Origin of the sequence: Sphingobacterium sp. R2 (assembly GCF_040760075.1) — a bacterium.
Taxonomy (GTDB): Bacteria; Bacteroidota; Bacteroidia; order Sphingobacteriales; family Sphingobacteriaceae; genus Sphingobacterium.
In genome coordinates this window covers 117,425-133,474 of the sequence record NZ_CP142884.1, presented here as the reverse complement: position 1 = coordinate 133,474, position 16,050 = coordinate 117,425, and the positions used below count along the sequence as shown (strand labels likewise).

17 protein-coding genes and 2 tRNA genes are annotated in these 16,050 nt (G+C 37.7%); 9 read left to right on the top strand and 10 right to left on the bottom strand.

What is annotated here, in order from left to right:
* The first annotated feature begins 12 nt into the window (after positions 1–12).
* Together VXM68_RS00610 and VXM68_RS00605 are read left to right on the top strand one after the other, a co-directional pair.
* The gene (locus VXM68_RS00610; protein WP_367210156.1) at positions 13–687 is read left to right on the top strand and encodes a head GIN domain-containing protein; all 675 of its coding nucleotides are present in this window, start codon (positions 13–15) and stop codon (positions 685–687) included.
* Positions 688–922: 235 nt separating this feature from the next.
* Positions 923–1,591, top strand: coding sequence for a sterol desaturase family protein (locus tag VXM68_RS00605; RefSeq protein WP_293953309.1), 669 nt, complete (start codon positions 923–925; stop codon positions 1,589–1,591).
* 109 nt (positions 1,592–1,700) lie between these two features.
* Here the strand turns inward: VXM68_RS00605 and VXM68_RS00600 are convergent, their stop codons facing one another.
* Complete coding sequence (locus VXM68_RS00600) at positions 1,701–2,114, bottom strand: group III truncated hemoglobin (protein ID WP_294347686.1); 414 nt, start codon at positions 2,112–2,114, stop codon at positions 1,701–1,703.
* A gap of 199 nt (positions 2,115–2,313) precedes the next feature.
* Between VXM68_RS00600 and VXM68_RS00595 the strand changes: the two genes are divergently transcribed.
* Positions 2,314–2,847: a hypothetical protein gene (locus VXM68_RS00595; RefSeq protein ID WP_367210155.1), complete on the top strand. Its 534-nt coding sequence runs from the start codon at positions 2,314–2,316 to the stop codon at positions 2,845–2,847.
* A gap of 185 nt (positions 2,848–3,032) precedes the next feature.
* On the opposite strand, the gene VXM68_RS00590 is transcribed toward VXM68_RS00595, so the two are convergent.
* The 6 genes from VXM68_RS00590 to VXM68_RS00565 all read right to left on the bottom strand — a co-directional run bounded on the left by VXM68_RS00590 (position 3,033) and on the right by VXM68_RS00565 (position 6,530).
* Complete coding sequence (locus VXM68_RS00590) at positions 3,033–3,569, bottom strand: biopolymer transporter ExbD (protein WP_293957730.1); 537 nt, start codon at positions 3,567–3,569, stop codon at positions 3,033–3,035.
* Positions 3,570–4,222: 653 nt separating this feature from the next.
* Positions 4,223–4,307: transfer RNA gene (locus VXM68_RS00585), tRNA-Ser, on the bottom strand.
* 279 nt (positions 4,308–4,586) lie between these two features.
* Positions 4,587–4,826, bottom strand: coding sequence for a hypothetical protein (locus VXM68_RS00580; RefSeq protein WP_367210154.1), 240 nt, complete (start codon positions 4,824–4,826; stop codon positions 4,587–4,589).
* Between the two features lie 27 nt (positions 4,827–4,853).
* Complete coding sequence (locus VXM68_RS00575) at positions 4,854–5,207, bottom strand: alpha/beta fold hydrolase (protein WP_367210153.1); 354 nt, start codon at positions 5,205–5,207, stop codon at positions 4,854–4,856.
* Positions 5,208–5,465: 258 nt separating this feature from the next.
* Positions 5,466–5,550 (bottom strand) — tRNA-Ser (locus tag VXM68_RS00570).
* A gap of 95 nt (positions 5,551–5,645) precedes the next feature.
* Entirely contained in the window at positions 5,646–6,530 is an 885-nt protein-coding gene (locus VXM68_RS00565) for a bestrophin family protein (RefSeq protein ID WP_293957734.1), read from the bottom strand.
* A gap of 220 nt (positions 6,531–6,750) precedes the next feature.
* Between VXM68_RS00565 and VXM68_RS00560 the strand changes: the two genes are divergently transcribed.
* From VXM68_RS00560 to trxA, 4 genes are read left to right on the top strand one after another with little or no spacing between them, the layout of a single operon-like run.
* Positions 6,751–7,446, top strand: a complete 696-nt coding sequence (locus VXM68_RS00560) for a glycoside hydrolase family 25 protein (protein ID WP_312362524.1) — start codon at positions 6,751–6,753, stop codon at positions 7,444–7,446.
* Between the two features lie 53 nt (positions 7,447–7,499).
* Entirely contained in the window at positions 7,500–7,940 is a 441-nt protein-coding gene (locus VXM68_RS00555) for a rhodanese-like domain-containing protein (protein WP_367210152.1), read from the top strand.
* A 47-nt stretch (positions 7,941–7,987) separates the two neighbouring features.
* The gene (locus tag VXM68_RS00550) at positions 7,988–8,185 is read left to right on the top strand and encodes a rhodanese-like domain-containing protein (RefSeq protein ID WP_367210151.1); all 198 of its coding nucleotides are present in this window, start codon (positions 7,988–7,990) and stop codon (positions 8,183–8,185) included.
* Positions 8,185–8,481 (top strand): thioredoxin, encoded by a 297-nt coding sequence (trxA, locus tag VXM68_RS00545; protein ID WP_209578861.1) that lies wholly within the window; start codon positions 8,185–8,187, stop codon positions 8,479–8,481. The genes VXM68_RS00550 and trxA overlap by 1 nt, the downstream gene beginning before the upstream one ends.
* Before the next feature lie 93 nt (positions 8,482–8,574).
* On the opposite strand, the gene VXM68_RS00540 is transcribed toward trxA, so the two are convergent.
* The 3 genes from VXM68_RS00540 to mqnC form a co-directional block, all read right to left on the bottom strand.
* Positions 8,575–8,736, bottom strand: coding sequence for a hypothetical protein (locus tag VXM68_RS00540; RefSeq protein ID WP_293957737.1), 162 nt, complete (start codon positions 8,734–8,736; stop codon positions 8,575–8,577).
* Between the two features lie 153 nt (positions 8,737–8,889).
* Positions 8,890–9,450 carry an SMC-Scp complex subunit ScpB gene (gene scpB, locus VXM68_RS00535; protein WP_293957738.1) on the bottom strand — a complete coding sequence of 187 codons (561 nt, stop codon included), beginning with the start codon at positions 9,448–9,450 and terminating at the stop codon, positions 8,890–8,892.
* A 9-nt stretch (positions 9,451–9,459) separates the two neighbouring features.
* Complete coding sequence (gene mqnC, locus VXM68_RS00530) at positions 9,460–10,584, bottom strand: cyclic dehypoxanthinyl futalosine synthase (RefSeq protein ID WP_293957739.1); 1,125 nt, start codon at positions 10,582–10,584, stop codon at positions 9,460–9,462.
* Between the two features lie 424 nt (positions 10,585–11,008).
* Here mqnC and VXM68_RS00525 point away from each other — a divergent pair, with 424 nt between their 5' ends.
* Both VXM68_RS00525 and VXM68_RS00520 read left to right on the top strand, forming a co-directional pair.
* Complete coding sequence (locus VXM68_RS00525; protein ID WP_367210149.1) at positions 11,009–14,275, top strand: SusC/RagA family TonB-linked outer membrane protein; 3,267 nt, start codon at positions 11,009–11,011, stop codon at positions 14,273–14,275.
* 21 nt (positions 14,276–14,296) lie between these two features.
* A complete protein-coding gene (locus tag VXM68_RS00520) occupies positions 14,297–16,033 on the top strand; it encodes a RagB/SusD family nutrient uptake outer membrane protein (protein WP_293957741.1) in 1,737 nt (578 codons plus the stop codon).
* Positions 16,034–16,050: the final 17 nt, after the last annotated feature.

Here is a 16,050-nt window from a genome sequence, read left to right as displayed (position 1 = left end):
AGTCAAATAAATATGAAATTTTTAGGAGTTAGTGTAATACTTTTATTAATGGCCCAAGTCAGCTTTGGGCAGATAAAGCAAAATGTTGGCGATTTTTCTTCAGTATTAGCGACCGACAAGATTCAAGTTGAGCTGATTAAATCAAATGAGTCTTTGGTTACCTTCGAGGGACAAAATCACGAGAATGTTAAGGTAGTAAACACCAACGGATCCTTGGTGTTGAAAATGAATACGTTGAATATGCTTCAAGGTGGCAATATCTCTGTTAAAGTATATTATAAAACTTTGGGCAATGTTGAAGCGAAAAAGGGTGCTAAGGTATTTGCGACAAAAGATAATACAATTTCGGCAGATTACTTAAAGGTGTATGCTTCAGAGGGGGGGCTGGTAGATTTGTATGCTGACGTAAAAACAGCTGAGATCAAAGTCACTTCAGGTGCTACAATAGCGCTGTATGGAAAGGCAAATAAACAAGAGATTATCTCGAATTTTGGAGGCAAATATGAGGGGAAAGATTTTAAGACTTCCGCGACGATGGTTACTATTAATGGTGGCGGTAAAGCAGATGTTCATGCCACTGATTCCATCGAAACAAAAACTCGCGGCGGTGGTGTCATTGATGTTTATGGAAAACCAGAACAACGCGTAGAAAAGAAAATGGCGGGCGGAACAGTTAACTTTAAATAAGTTATACTGTCTTAAATTTGTCAATTTTATCTTATATAGATTTTATTGATTTTTATCAAGTGAACTGAAATCTAATGTAAAAGATCAATAAAAAGGGTTTAGTCAAATGCTTGAAGTAATTTTTGTTTAACCTTTTTATTAAAAAGGTCAGTAGCTTTGTTTTTCTAGTCAAAAACCTTCTTCATTTGTGACTAAAATAGTTATTTTTGTGCGGGAATAATAAAAAAATAGTAATATGGCGAAGCGTAATTATGTTTCAAATTCAACGGAGTCTACGCGCATGTTCAAAAGTGACTTTTTGGAGTCATTGACGAAAGTGCATTGGAGTGTACCTTTGATTTTCTATGTACCTGTGGTGGCTTTCTTTTCGTATAAGGCTTTAGTTTGGGGAGATATTCCCTTCTTAACATACATTGGGTATTTTGTTTTTGGCTTGGCTTTTTGGACTGCTTTTGAATATGCTCTACATCGATGGGTATTTCACTATCACCCCACGACGGAGTGGGGGAAAAGAGTGGCTTTTATTTTCCATGGTGTACATCATGATTACCCAAGAGACCGTATGCGTTTGGTGATGCCGTTGTCAGCGAGTATTCCGCTAGCTTTACTGGTGTATCTTGGATTCACATTATTTTTTTCAAATGAGTTTATCTTAGCCTGCTTTTTTTCAGGTTTTATGGTGGGGTATTTAATCTATGACGAATGTCATTATGCGATGCATCATGCTAATTTTAAAAGTGGTATTTTCAAACGGATCAAGCAGCACCATATGTTGCACCATTACTCGGATCCAGAAAAAGGATTTGGTGTAAGCTCTTCCTTATGGGATGAAATTTTACGCTCAGGTTTTGAAGAAAAGCAACCCAAAAGAGATTCTACTTCCTTAAAGGAAGAAAAAGCATAAATTGACTCATATCAACTAGAAAAGCCCTGGGAGTTTCCGAGGGCTTTTTTCATGGATTACTTTTTCTTTTTATTTAACAATGCCATCAAGTAGCCTTTGTAGGCTAACTTTAGATCAATGGTTTCTTGTTGGGGTTGGCGTGTAGATATTCTAGCTTGAACTGAAACATTTGGGCCATTTTTTGCGCACGCCATTTGGCTTCTTCGGCCTTTTGTCCACTGTATAAGCCATCTACTGTTGCTTCGAATAATTTGAGCCATTGACCAAAATGTTGCGCATCAATGGGTAAATTAATATGAGGTGGAAAGGGGCTGCCAAAATAACGATGTTCATCCAGTAGGATAGTCTGCCAGAAACTATACATCTTTTCAAGATGAATTGCCCAATTGTCTTGGATTCTTTTTTTAAAAATAGGTCCGAGCAAAGTATCGTTACGTATCGTCGTATAAAATTGATCTACTAATACTTTAATGTCATCGAGTGTTTGAATATCTTGTTTCATCGGCGTATGATCTAAGCTCATGAATAAAGACCTATAGCTGGATCAAAAGCTTCTTCATGATGTTTATATAGATTAAATGTAGTGACATTTATGGAGAATCGCATCACTTGGATGTAAAGATCTCTCGTTGAAATATTGTAATTCTCTTTTATTGTCAGTAAATTGACTCAATACTAAGGAAAAACATATGGGAAAATACCTTCTTTTAATCCTATTATCGATGGGATTTTATATTGTTGGGGCGCAGGTTACAACAATTTCGATCAATAAGGAAAATTTTCAATCTTCTGGTTTTCCATTTAAGGGGAAGCGTGTGTTACAAGTGGAACGCATTCAAACTCCAAAAGAAGATAATTATATAGTGTTTTCAAAAGAGGAGCGGGGTGCTGACCCGGACAAACTTTATGTACAACAATTTCAGCAGATCAATGGAATATGGCAGCTTGTGGCTGATGAATTGATATCCGAAGAAGGGATCGTTACTTCGATTTGGGAATCTCGAAAGGCGTTTTTTGATGCCGATAAGGATGGTAAATTGGATGCATTATTTATCTATTCAAGACATCCCAAGGATGACCTAAAAAAGCAGCTTAGCTGTATTGGCCTAGTTCTTTATAAGAATAAGTTTTATCGCATCCGCTCGGAGGAAGCAGATGGTTATAGTCAAACAACGTTTTCAGACAATTATGCGTCTCTACCGGTTGAGGTAAAAGAAAATGTGGAACGTTATTGGAACAATCTGGATAAAAGATAATTTACCGTACTGGGCTGGAATCTACCGAAAGATCGATTATACGACCTTTCGGTAAACTTATTATTGTCTATTTTATAGATATAAATCATTCCCATGTTTTTTGATGACATTAATTGATTTTACCTATGAAAGGCTCGGTCAATAGCTTGTTTCAATGCATGGATAGGACATTGCTGAAATCAATGCTACTGGAGTACAGTGAGCAGTTGCTTTTCTTCTTCGATTTGTGTTTTACTGATCACATAACGTGCAATATGCTGACCCTTCAATTGATCGATCGTCTGAATAACATCTTTTGTGCGCGCTTCTTTGCTAGGCTTAATCAATACAATCATGTCCTTTGTATCGGGCATAGAGCTTATCTTAGCTTTTAACTGTGCAATAACGCCTGAGAGCCCTTTCTCGATATCTACCGGCACTTTTGAAGAGCTGATCGGTTTTTTAAAATCCCCATGATACCACATGAATTTTCCTTCGCCTAGAATGAGGGTCGCCGTGCGGTTTTCATCAATAAGAACCGAACTTTCTACATCTGATTTACTTTTGTCTGGCATAGCGATATCCATTGCAGATGGTTTATTTAATGTTGTGGTCAACATAAAAAATGTAATGAGAAGAAATGCGAGGTCTACCATGGCTGTTAAATCTACTTTAGGAGCCATTTTTCTGCTTCTTATTTTTTTCTTTCCCGTTTCTTGCGTTTTTTGGTTTAATTCTGCCATGATTGTCATTTTTAGGTTAACAAGTTGTTGTCACTCACTATTATGATGTCAAAGAAGAATAGATTCCACAGTATTTTTTAAAAAAATATGGTTTTTCTCAAGTACTTTCTGCGTTTTTTTCTTAATTGTTGATAATCACCTTTTTTTATGCTATGTTTTAGCTTGTTTGTTGTTGATCCGATTTGATCAATTCTCTTGTCATTTTGTCCTTTCAATCAATTTAGGGCGCTTGCTAGGCTGTCGAAGTTTTTCTAGTGGTGTGCAAAAAAGCCCTTCAATGCTAATAGACTTTTCTTGCGGAGTGTTGAGTAAGTTAGTTAACAACCGCCTTGGTCAGGGGTGCGTTTATAAATTGTTTTGTTATCTCTATGTACATAGTCGCCCGCTACTATTGGATACGAATACTTAGGCGCGTAAATGACACTACGACTCCTTAAAGTTATTTTGTCGTTTACTTTCAGACTTTTCAATTGTTGAAATTCATTAGAATTTTCCGAACCAAAACATATTAAAAAATTGGAGTTTGTTCCCAATATAAAAATCACGGTTATACGTGGTAAAGGATATATCTTGAGTTAAGTTCTTAAGAAAGACTAAGGGAATAAATTGGGCTAAAATGCAAAAAGCCTTTCATTTTTAAAAGGCTTTTTCTGCGGAGAGTGAGGGATTCGAACCCCCGAACCTGTGACAGTTAACGGTTTTCAAGACCGCCGCATTCGACCACTCTGCCAACTCTCCGCGACAAAAGTAGAAATTTTGGGTAGAATTACAAAACTTATTTTACATTTTTCTGTGTTTAAAAGCAGTTTTAGGACTCTTAAATAGAAATGTACCTGAATACTAGTTGGTTATTTTTAGTGGTTGACCACCTTAAGATGTCATATTGGAGATAGCGGACTCTGCTTTGGACGATATGTCCGCTTTTAGATGCGATCATAATATTGTTTTAATGTTATTTATTCCAATTTAAAAAGTAATCATGAACGTATTTTTAAGGAGCAAACATCATCCGATTTTTCAATTCCCGAACTGTCGTTCTAACTCCTGTAATTCAAAAATAGCTTCGTTGATTGATCGGTCAATTTTAGCGAGTTGTCTTTTACCCAGATAAAAGTATGAAAATAGAATCCAGCTATAGGTTGGAAGGTAAGTCAGTAAATAATATTGGAAACTAGCACCCGCTAGGATTTCCCGAAGATAGATCGAGATCGCTAAGTTGTTGGTCTCCCATTGAAGTAAATTGTGCGATAAGTGCATCTTTATCGACAAACTTTTTCACTTCCTCTACACTTGTATTTGGGGTCTGCATACCCGGGTAGAACGGTACTCCGTCTCAAGCAATGCTTCTTTAATCGCTGCTTGTCCTGCGAAGCCAGGAAGTGTAAGCACGTGACATTCGTATTTATCTTTTAGGTGATTGACAGTTTCTCTCCATACGGTTCCACTACAGCTATATCCTGGAGTAAGAATGATTGGTGTTCTTGTTCCATAGATGCTGACTTGAAAATCATATTTTTTTTGTGCAAATGCCGATCCGCAAATTATGAGTAAAAGTATTGAAATACCGACTTTGGTGAAATGGCTTAAATAGTTCGGTAGATCTTTATTGATGAGAAGAACAATAGTTTTCATAAGCATTGAATTTAAAATTAGTAATTATGGTTTTCTAGAATATTGTGCCTATTAGATGTTATGAATTACAGATTATTACATAAAGGAATGAAAAAAGTGAAAAAGATTGCATGTGGCTAGGAAGAGTTGTGTGAAATGTTGTTTTCTTGTAGGTAACGCTCTGATAATTCGAATGGAATGGTACGATAAGAAAATTGATCTTTTGATGGGGGAGAATAAAGGAGCAAAAGCAAAAAGCCTTTCATTTCTGAAAGGCTTTTTATGCGGAGAGTGAGGGATTCGAACCCCCGAACCTGTGACAGTTAACGGTTTTCAAGACCGCCGCATTCGACCACTCTGCCAACTCTCCGCGACAAAAGTAGAAATTCTGAATAGATTTACAAAACTTATTTCTCGGAGATAGGCTTAGCGTTTGAAAATGAGCTAGATTATTTTTCTAAAAGCTTATGCAGGTATAATTTCAAGGCAATGCTTTCGGATATTGGCAGCAATTTTATCGATAGGTAAATCGTCTTGATCTATACCAAATGGTTCTTCAATGGATTCTCCAATCAATTCAAGAGACGCCAAAACATATAAGATAAAGGGGACGGCAATTACAACAAAATAACCAATCGAAAAAACATAACCTACAGGCAGGGTCATGGTATAGAAAATAATAAACTTCTTAATAAATGCACTATAGGCCAAAGGAATCGGCGTGTTTTTAATTCGTTCACAGGCGCCACAAACATGCGTCATTGCAACTATTTCCTCATTTAGGATAATAAGTTGATCGCCACTTATTGTTTTGGCTTTATAAAGATCGTTGATTTTGTGAAAGATCATATTTGACACTTGGTTTGGTCCATGCTTTTTATTATCCAATGCCTTCAATTCGGGATGTTCATTTTCATCTAGCATAAACTTGGTGTAGTCCGATCTTAAGAAATCATAAAGTGTCTCAGCGAATAGCGGTACTGCTTTTCTGAAAAAACTTCGGTTAACCTTATCATCCGTTTCTAACATTGCATTCAATTTATAGGACAAGGCTCTACTGACATTGGTTAAATTACCCCATTGTTTTCGGGCTTCCCACCAACGGTCATAGGCCGAGTTTGTACGAAAAACAAGTAAGAGCGATATGACAAAACCAAGGAGATTGTGGACGATGGTAATATTCTTTACCCAACTCTTTTCATTTAATTTAAGGAATTCCAATTCTACAAAGGCTATCGCCCAGGAATAAAAAGCAATTAAAATAAGGAATGGCAGTAACTTTTTGAAAGTATCTGATTTATGCAATTTGAAAGTTGCCGAAAGCCAGTCTTTGGGGTTGTATACGATCATACACAAAAATATAAATTGTTGCGAAAATTTTGCGAGTTAATTGCTATTGCCGTAACTTCATCGTGCTATGGCACAACAGCGATCAAAAAGAAAGAAAACAAGTACAAAAGGAAGTCAGGTTAGTGGAACAAGGTGGATTTGGATGATAGCAGGAATGGTGGTGTTTTTCCTCTGTTTTTTTGTGTGGCATTATCGGGCTGGAATTATATACTATTTTCGCATGGCTACTTCCAAAGACAAGTCTTTGACGAAGGAAGCTAAATATGATATTCGTAATATGGAGATTATGAGCAAGCACGATGATAAGGTGTTTGGCATAGACGTGTCTACCTATCAGGAAGAAATAGATTGGCAAAATGTAAACACCATTAATGATCACTTTCCGATAGACTTTGTGTTTATCAGGGCGACAATGGGTGAAAAAGGAATTGATGATAAGTTTAGCCGAAACTGGAGTAAAACAGAAAATAGGGCGATTTTGAGAGGAGCTTATCATTATTTCAGACCCAACGAGAATTCAGTGAAGCAGGCTAAAAATTTTATTCGAAAGGTTAAACTTCAACCTGGAGACCTGCCACCAGTTTTGGATATTGAGGAGCATCCCAAACAACAATCTATGGATAGTTTGAAAGTTGGGCTAAGACGTTGGCTTGATGAAGTAGAAACCCACTATAAGGTAAAACCAATTCTTTATTCCGGAGATAAGTTTTATAGTGATTTTCTGGAAAAGGAATTTGCAGCTTATACCTTGTGGATTGCAAATTACAATTTTTGGGTCGAGAACCCCAAAGAGCATTGGACTTTCTGGCAATTTTCTGAAAAAGGTACCGTACAAGGGATTCAGGGAAATGTTGATCTCAATATATATAATGGTAAAATTGAGGAATTGGAAAAGCTCCTTATTCCTTTTAAATAAAAGAATATATGTATAGATTTTTTATCTCACTATTTTGCATTTGTTTTTTATCCGTGTTTAATCAAAGGCAATTGCAGGCAAAACCAAAATTACGCCAAGGTATCCAACAACAATTCCCTTCCAATCCGCCCCTATTAACACTGAATAAGTTTAAAAAGCTGTGTAATGTTGAAAATATTCAGATGCTTGATACCCGATCGTGCGACGAGTTTTTGGAGGGATTCGTCCCAAATTCTATTAATATTAGTTTTGAAGGCCCGTTTGATCATTTTCTCACGCAAGTTTTCCCCACCAAAGACCAAAAGTTTTTGCTAATCACTGATTTGGAAAATAGTGAGGCTGTCATTGATCATTTGATAAAATTAGGGTATTTCCATATTGTTGGAGTTTTGGAAGGGGGGATTGAAACATGGAAGAGTAAAGAGACTGTAGCGTCTATACGTAACATTAGAGCACGGGAATTTGATAAAAATCAGTTCAGGGTCATATTGTAGATGTAAGGACAGAGAAAGAATTTAAAAGTGGACATATTGACAATGCAATGAATATTCCCTTAACAGATTTAGTTAATTTTGATTTTAAGCTTAGAAAAGATGATCAGCAGCTGTATATATATTGCCGATCGGGATACAGGAGAACAGTAGCTTTATCTATTTTAAGCTTGAAAGGATTTAAAAATATATGCAATATCCAAGGCGGGTATAAAGCATTGCAAAATGAAGAAAAGGAGAATCAATAATGGCTACTTTTGACCAGATTATTCAATCAAATTCGCTGGTTCTAGTGGATTTTTTTGCCACTTGGTGCGGTCCATGCCAGACTATGGCGCCGATTTTACAGGACCTTAAGGAATTTTATCAAGACGATTTGTCTATCATAAAGATTGACGTGGACAAGAATTCAAAAATTGCTTCTATTTTTAAGGTGAGTGGCGTACCTACTTTCGTGCTGTTTAAGGATGGGCAGCAAGTATGGCGACAGAGCGGAATGATTCCCAAAATGGAGTTACATAAATTGATCGATCAGGTAAAGTAAATCAAAAGATAAGGCGTCCAATCAAATTGGACGCCCTATCTTTTAATGATACTTTGGTGTTTTTAATAGGTAGTGATATAGTACACTAAAATATTAAAATTCATCTTCATCATCGAAGTCATCCAATCCTCCAATCGGGTCGATCTCAGTTAAATCGAAATCATCATCGAAATCATCATCATCGTCATCAGGACCGTTGAAAGATGCGAATTTTACTTCTTCAAAATCTTCGTTAGCTAAAGTTGCCGTGTTCATAAAATAATACTTTATTGTTCCTTATTCAATGCTGTAAAATTAGAGAAGAAAACTATTTTTTAAAACTTTTTTTTAAAAAAATATAGTCATTTATTTTTCTGTTAATCAGTGTGTTGAATCGTATTTTGAAAATAAAAATTTATTTCATTTTATTTATTCATTTGTTTCGCCGATAGCATTGTCTTCTGTGACAATATCTTTCATTTGCGGAAGATCTCTAACACCATTGATTCCAAAGTGATCCATGAACTGCTGACTAGTTGCATAAAGTAATGGTTTTCCTATACTATCTGCCTTTCCGGCGATTTTGATCAATTTCTTTTCAAGAAGTCTTTGAATAGAATAATCACAGCTGACACCTCTAATTTGTTCCACTTCCAGTTTTGTGATGGGCTGTCGGTAAGCAATGATCGCGAGTGTTTCCAGCGCCGATTGACTTAATTTTCGTTTATTGTTGTGGTTTTGAAGTTGCTGAATCGATTCGTGGTACACCGCCTTTGTCAAAAACTGGTAGGAATTGTTAATGTAGCGTAACTCGAGTACAGCATCTTCATCCTGATACTTGGTTTCAATTTTTTTTATCAAGTCACGCAGTTCGTCTCTGGATACTTCGATGGCTAAAGCTTCCTGCAAAACCTGTTTGATATCGGCAAGATCGATTCCTTCTGTAGAAGCAAATATAATTGCTTCAATATTTCTTATGACGTCTTTCAATGTAGCGTATTAGTAGTTAATGACCTGTTCGACCATATGAGCTGGTAATTCTCGGAACTCATACTTTTGTGTTCGTAGTTGGGGACTGAATCCAGCTTCCAAAATTGCTTCCTGTATAGATTTTGATGTAAACCGATGTGGCGCACCAGCTGCAGAAACAACATTTTCCTCAATCATAATTGACCCGAAGTCGTTCGCTCCGGCGTGCAGACATAACTGTGCGGTGCGTTTTCCGACTGTGAGCCAAGAAGCCTGTATATTTTTGATATTAGGAAGCATAATCCGGCTTAAAGCAATCATACGGATATATTCTTCACTTGTTACGTTATTAGTAATGCCGCGGAGTCTCTTTAGCAAGGTTCCGTCATCTTGAAATGGCCAAGGAATAAATGCTATAAATCCATGTGATTCTTTTGGCTTTTCGTCCTGGACCTCACGAATCCATACCAAGTGTTCAAAACGTTCTTCTATTGTTTCAATGTGCCCGAACATCATAGTCGCTGAAGTAGGCAAATTAATTTTATGTGCTGCCCGCATCACGTCCAACCATTCTTTACCTCCACATTTTCCTTTTGAGATTAAACGTCTAACACGGTCATTAAGGATCTCAGCACCTGCTCCAGGTAGAGAATCCAAACCCGCTTCCTTCAATTGAGTCAATACTTCAATATGGCTCATGTTCTCTAATTTGGAAATATGCGCAATCTCCGGAGGTCCAAGAGAATGGAGTTTTAGTGAAGGATAAAGCGCCTTTAACTGCCTGTAAAGATTCTTGTAAAACTCAATACCTAAATCGGGGTGATGACCACCTTGCAGTAGCAATTGGTCGCCGCCGAATTTAAAAGTTTCTTCTATTTTCTGTTTATAGCTTTCGATATCGGTGATGTAACTTTCTTCATGGCCGGGACGGCGGAAAAAATTGCAGAATTTGCAATTTGCAATACACACATTTGTTGTATTAACATTTCTATCGATTTGCCAGGTCACCTTACCATGGGGTACTTGTATTTTACGCAATTCATTGGCTACGAAAGTCAAATCAGCTGTAGGTGCATTTTGATATAAGAAAATGCCCTCTTCCTTGGATAGGAACTCAAATCGGAGCGCCCGTTCTAATAAATTACTTACATTCATCAATAACAAATATAGGGAGCTTTTAGCTTATTTATATCTTCTGTAGAATATTTGACAGGGAGATTGAATTTACAGAATTGGAGGATGTAAAGAGAACTACATATTTGTGTAACGAAAGTATTGCAATATTAGATAGTGTATAAAATACAATAACTTGATTTATAGTGTTTTGTAAATTAATTGGTGTTTTTATTTTTTTTTTACATTTATTATTCTTTACATTTATTTAACAGATTTTAACATTTTTATTCGGTAACCAAATTAGTAAAAAATAAATAACCAAGGGATCGAAATCTGATAGCAAGAACGTACTATCGCTGTTGTTGTGCTTAAAAAAATAACCAAAAACTAAATATAAACCAATATCAATTTAAATAACTAAAGAATAAACATAAATTTTTCAAACCACCTATTTAGTAAAATTATGATGAAAAAAGCGGACAAAAATTGTTTTGATCTCATATTGCGCCAAAAGTTCAATACGAGGTTTCTGCTTATGAGTTCTCTTCTCGTTGGGGGAGGAATAACCACTCATGGATTTGCCAGTGGATTAACCAACCATGGCAAAGTTGAAGTCGTTTCATTGATGAAAACCAAAAGCGTACAACAGACGCCTATTAAAGGGGTTGTGAAAGATGCTTCGACAGGTCAAGGTATCACAGGTGTTTCTATTAAAGTGAAAGGGAGTAGCACTGGCTCGTCGACTGACGAGAACGGTGCATTTACCATTCAGGGAAAAGTGGGCGATGTGCTTATTGTAAGTTACATCGGGTACAAAAGTACTGAGGTAACTGTTTCGTCGAAAGCTGATCTTGCTATTTCGTTAACTGCCTCCCAAGACGCATTAGAGGAAGTAGTGGTTACCGGCTATTCTACACAACGTAAGAAGGATCTGACGGGATCTGTTGCTGTAGTCAATACGGACCAATTAAAAACTACTCCCGCTGCAAGTGCGGTAGAGTCTTTACAAGGTCGAGCGACAGGGGTTCAAGTTGTGACCGATGGTGCTCCAGGTTCTACTCCTCAGATTAAAATCCGAGGTTATAGTACCATTAATAATAACGAACCGCTTTATGTAATTGACGGGGTTCCATTTGAAGGAAAATTGAGCTGGTTAAATCAGAACGATATTGAAACAATGCAGGTCTTGAAAGATGCATCGGCAGCTTCAATTTACGGTTCACGTGCCAACAATGGTGTAGTCATAATTACCACAAAATCTGGCAAATCTGGCAAACCACAGATTAATTTTGATGCGTATTATGGTGTTCAGGTGCCTAATAGCGGCCGTTTCCCAAAAATGTTAAGCCCACAGCAGATTTATAACCTAAATGATAATAAAGATCCGCTGCCTGATTATTTGTTGGCTGGTGATGTCTCGGGCAACAAAGTAACGCCAGCAGATGCCGATATGTCCAAATATAATTATGCGGATAACAAAGAGGAATTTTATCAAATTACTAAAGCGAATAAGGCAGGAACAAACTGGTTCAAAGAATTGAGTCAGAACGCGCCGACACAATCTTATCAGTTAAATACAGTGGGGGGCGGTGAAAATGCCTCTTATGCCGTATCCGGAGGATATTTGGGACAAAAAGGAACAGTTATCCATACGGGATTCGAACGATTCAATGTACGATCAAATACGAATTTTTCCGCTTTTAATAAAAAACTGCGTTTTGGTGAAAATATGCAGTATAGCATGACTAAAGGACACGGTGTTGGTGTAAATACAAATACAGCCGGCGATTATATTGGTGAGGGAAGTGCGATCGGATTTGCCTACCGTATTAAGAATATTATTCCGGTATACGATGAAGGCGGAAACTTTGCAGGCTCTAGAGGTGGCTGGGGAAATGGTGAGAATCCTGTAGCAATTGCTTACCGCGCGAAAGATAATGTGAACAAAAGCAATTTCTTCTTTGGCAATGCTTTTGGAGAGTATGATATATTAAAAGGGTTAACATTTAGAACAAGCTTTGGTGTCAAATATGAAAATTATTACAATTTAAGTTATACGTACCCGAATCTGGAATTTACAGAGGGTAGTGCAAACAGTGCATCGTCAGAGACCTCGGGTTATAATACGGAATGGACTTGGACAAATACCTTGAACTATAAGGCTAACTTTAATGACACCCATAGCTTAAATGTATTGTTGGGAACGGAGGCTATTGATAATACCTATCGCCAGGTTCAAGGAAATGGCAATGGGTACTTTATTACAAACAGCACGGATTTCTTTTATGTGAGCCAGGCTTCCAAAAATTCGGCAGCAAGTGAAGGTGCGTTGGGATCTTTGTTTTCCATATTTGGAAAGGTCGATTATTCGTACAAAGATCGCTATATCTTAAGTGGAACAGTTAGGAGGGATGGCTCGTCAAACTTTGGATCAAAAAATAAGTATGGTACTTTCCCCGGGGTGAGTGGTGCGTGGCGAATATCCCAAGAGGAATTTATGAAAAGTGCCAGCTGGTTAAATGATCTAAAATTAAGAGTAGGTTACGGTATTACAGGAAACCAACGTATTCCATCATATCAATATCTAAAGCGTTATGCAACTTCTATTAATTCGGCTTCTTATCCAATTAATAATGAATTAGTAAGTGGTCTTTGGGTCAGTGACTATCAAAATGAAAATGTAAAATGGGAACAGGTTGCTTCTTTAAATTTAGGATTGGACTTTTCAATTTTGGGAGGAAAGATTGATGGTGCTTTTGATTGGTACAATAAGAAAACATCAGACATGTTATTTGCATTGCCATTGCCGGGAACAGCTGTTGGCCGGGCGGCTTCGCCTTATGTAAATATTGGTGATATGCAAAATAAAGGGGTGGAATTCTCGTTGAATTATCATCATAAACAAACGGACCCGAACAAATTCAACTTTGATATTGGAGCAAATATTTCAAGAAACAAAAATACAATTGTCGGTTTGGCACCCGGTATCAACGATGTTGTATACGGTGCTTTCCGAAGCATGGAAACGTCCATTTTAAGAACAGGTCAACCTTTTGGTGCATTCTATGGATTTAAGGTAGCGGGGATTTATCAAAACGAAGCGGAGTTGACTCAATATCCTTCTTACGAGAAAGCGCGTGTTGGCGGGTTTAGATTTGAAGATGTGAATGGTGATGGTATTATTGACGCAAAAGATAATACCGTTATCGGAAGCCCTCACCCGGATTTTACGTATTCGCTTAATTTCAATGCCAATTACAAAAATTTCGATATCATGATGTATTTCTATGGTTCGAAGGGAAATGAGAATTATGAGGCAACACGTTACTTTACAGACTTTGGAGTATTTGATGGTCAAAAGAGTGTGCGCGTATTGGATGCTTGGAGTCCTACCAATACATCAAGTATGATTCCATCGCAAACAAAAGAAGAAGTTTCGGCTAATGAGTATGCTTCTTCTAGCTATTTCGTACAGGATGCAAGCTTCTTTAAGATGAAAAACTTACAGATTGGTTATAATTTCTCTACAGATAAACTCTTTGGTGCAAATACAGGCGTGAAAAGATTAAGAGCATATGTCGGAGTAACAAATCTATTCACCATCACAAAATACGAAGGTCTTGATCCGGAGGTATCGGCAACACCATCGGATTATCCAGCACTTGGCGTTGATTTCGGGGTTTACCCACAATCTAGGCAATATATGTTGGGCGTAAGTTTAGGTTTTTAACGGAATTATAAAGCAATTAAAATGAAAAAGAGAACTATTCAATTATACAGTTTGTTAGGACTGACGACTTTAGGCATGCTTGGCTGTAGTAAAGGCTTTTTGGAAAAAAATCCTCAAGGGCAATTGATCGAAGAGCAGATTGAGGGAAAGAAAGGAGTAGAAGCGACATTGATTGGTGCCTATGCAATTATGAACGGTAATATAAATGGCACTTGGGGGAACTATGGTTCGGCGCCAAGCCAATGGATTTTCGGAGAAATTACATCCGATAATGCACACAAGGGATCAGTGATCACCGATCAGCCAAATATGAATATGATCGAGTCTTTTACTACGATTTCCTCTAACGACAACCTGAGTACCATGTGGCAGGTGTATTATGAAGGTATACTTCGTGCAAATACTACGCTGCGATTGTTGAGCCAAGATCAAAGTGGTAGCAAAACGATTAAAGCAGAGCGTGCTAAAGAAATTGAGGGTGAGGCGAAATTGTTGCGCGCCCACTACTACTTCTTCCTGTGGCGTATCTTTAAAAATATTCCATATGTAGACGAAAATACAAGCATCGAAGAGGCAAAAGTTGTCAAAAATGATAAGGATGTACAACCTATGATCGAAAGTGATCTAAAAACTGCCATCGCGAATTTACCGGATAGCAAGATCAATGGTGAAGGTGGACGCATGGATCAACGTACTGCCAAAGCATATTTGGGGAAACTATACCTTTATCAAAAAAAATATACTGAAGCTCTGACTTTATTTAAAGATGTCATTGGAAGCCGTGACATCACAACAATGCCTTTCCAGGATAATTATGATGTAAATAAGGAAAATGGCCCCGAAGCGCTTTTAGTGGCTAAGCATGCCATCAATCCCGATGGTGGTGGGGATAATGCGAATGTGGGAGATATGCTCAGTGGCCTTAATGGCACTAACCCTGTTGGTTGCTGTGGTTTCTACCAGCCTTCAATTGATCTCGTTAATGCTTATAAGGTAGATGCAAATGGACTTCCGATGCTAGATGATTCCTATCGTACGAATCCATATACTTCTGATATCTTGTTGACAGATAAAACAGCTATAGCAAATTATAAATTGGATTTGAACTTAAAATTTGATCCACGGCTTGACTACACCGTTGGTCGCCGAGGTGTCAATTTCTTGGATTATGGGGAGTTTCCTGGTGACGCATGGCTAAGGCCAGAGGAAGGAAGCCGTCCGCATGGTGGCCCATTTACGGGTATTAAAACGATGATTCCAAAAAGTCAACATGCTGCTCATACACAGGCAGGTGCTGCTTATGTGACCGATCTTGATGTAAATATTATTCGACTTGCTGACGTAATTTTAATGGCTGCGGAATGTGAGGTTGAATTGGGTAATCTGCCAAATGCCTTAAAATACGTTAACTCTATTCGGCTTCGTGCGGCAAACTTGCCATCGAAGACTACTGGGGGCGGAGTCGCCGCTGCGAAATATGAGGTTAAACCCTATCCAGCATTCACAAGTGCGGATCAAGCGCGAAAAGCTGTTCGATTTGAAAGAAGACTGGAGCTAGCCATGGAAGGTCATCGTTTCTTCGACCTGGTACGCTGGGGTATAGCGAAAGAGGTTATTGCAAATTATGCAAAATTTGAAGGCGGCATACTCCCTGTATTTAAGAGCAAAACATATGCGGATAAAAATGCTTATTTCCCAATTCCACAGGAAGAAATCAATAAAAGTAACGGTAGCCTTACTCAGAACCCAGGCTACTAATAGCTGAAATAAATAAT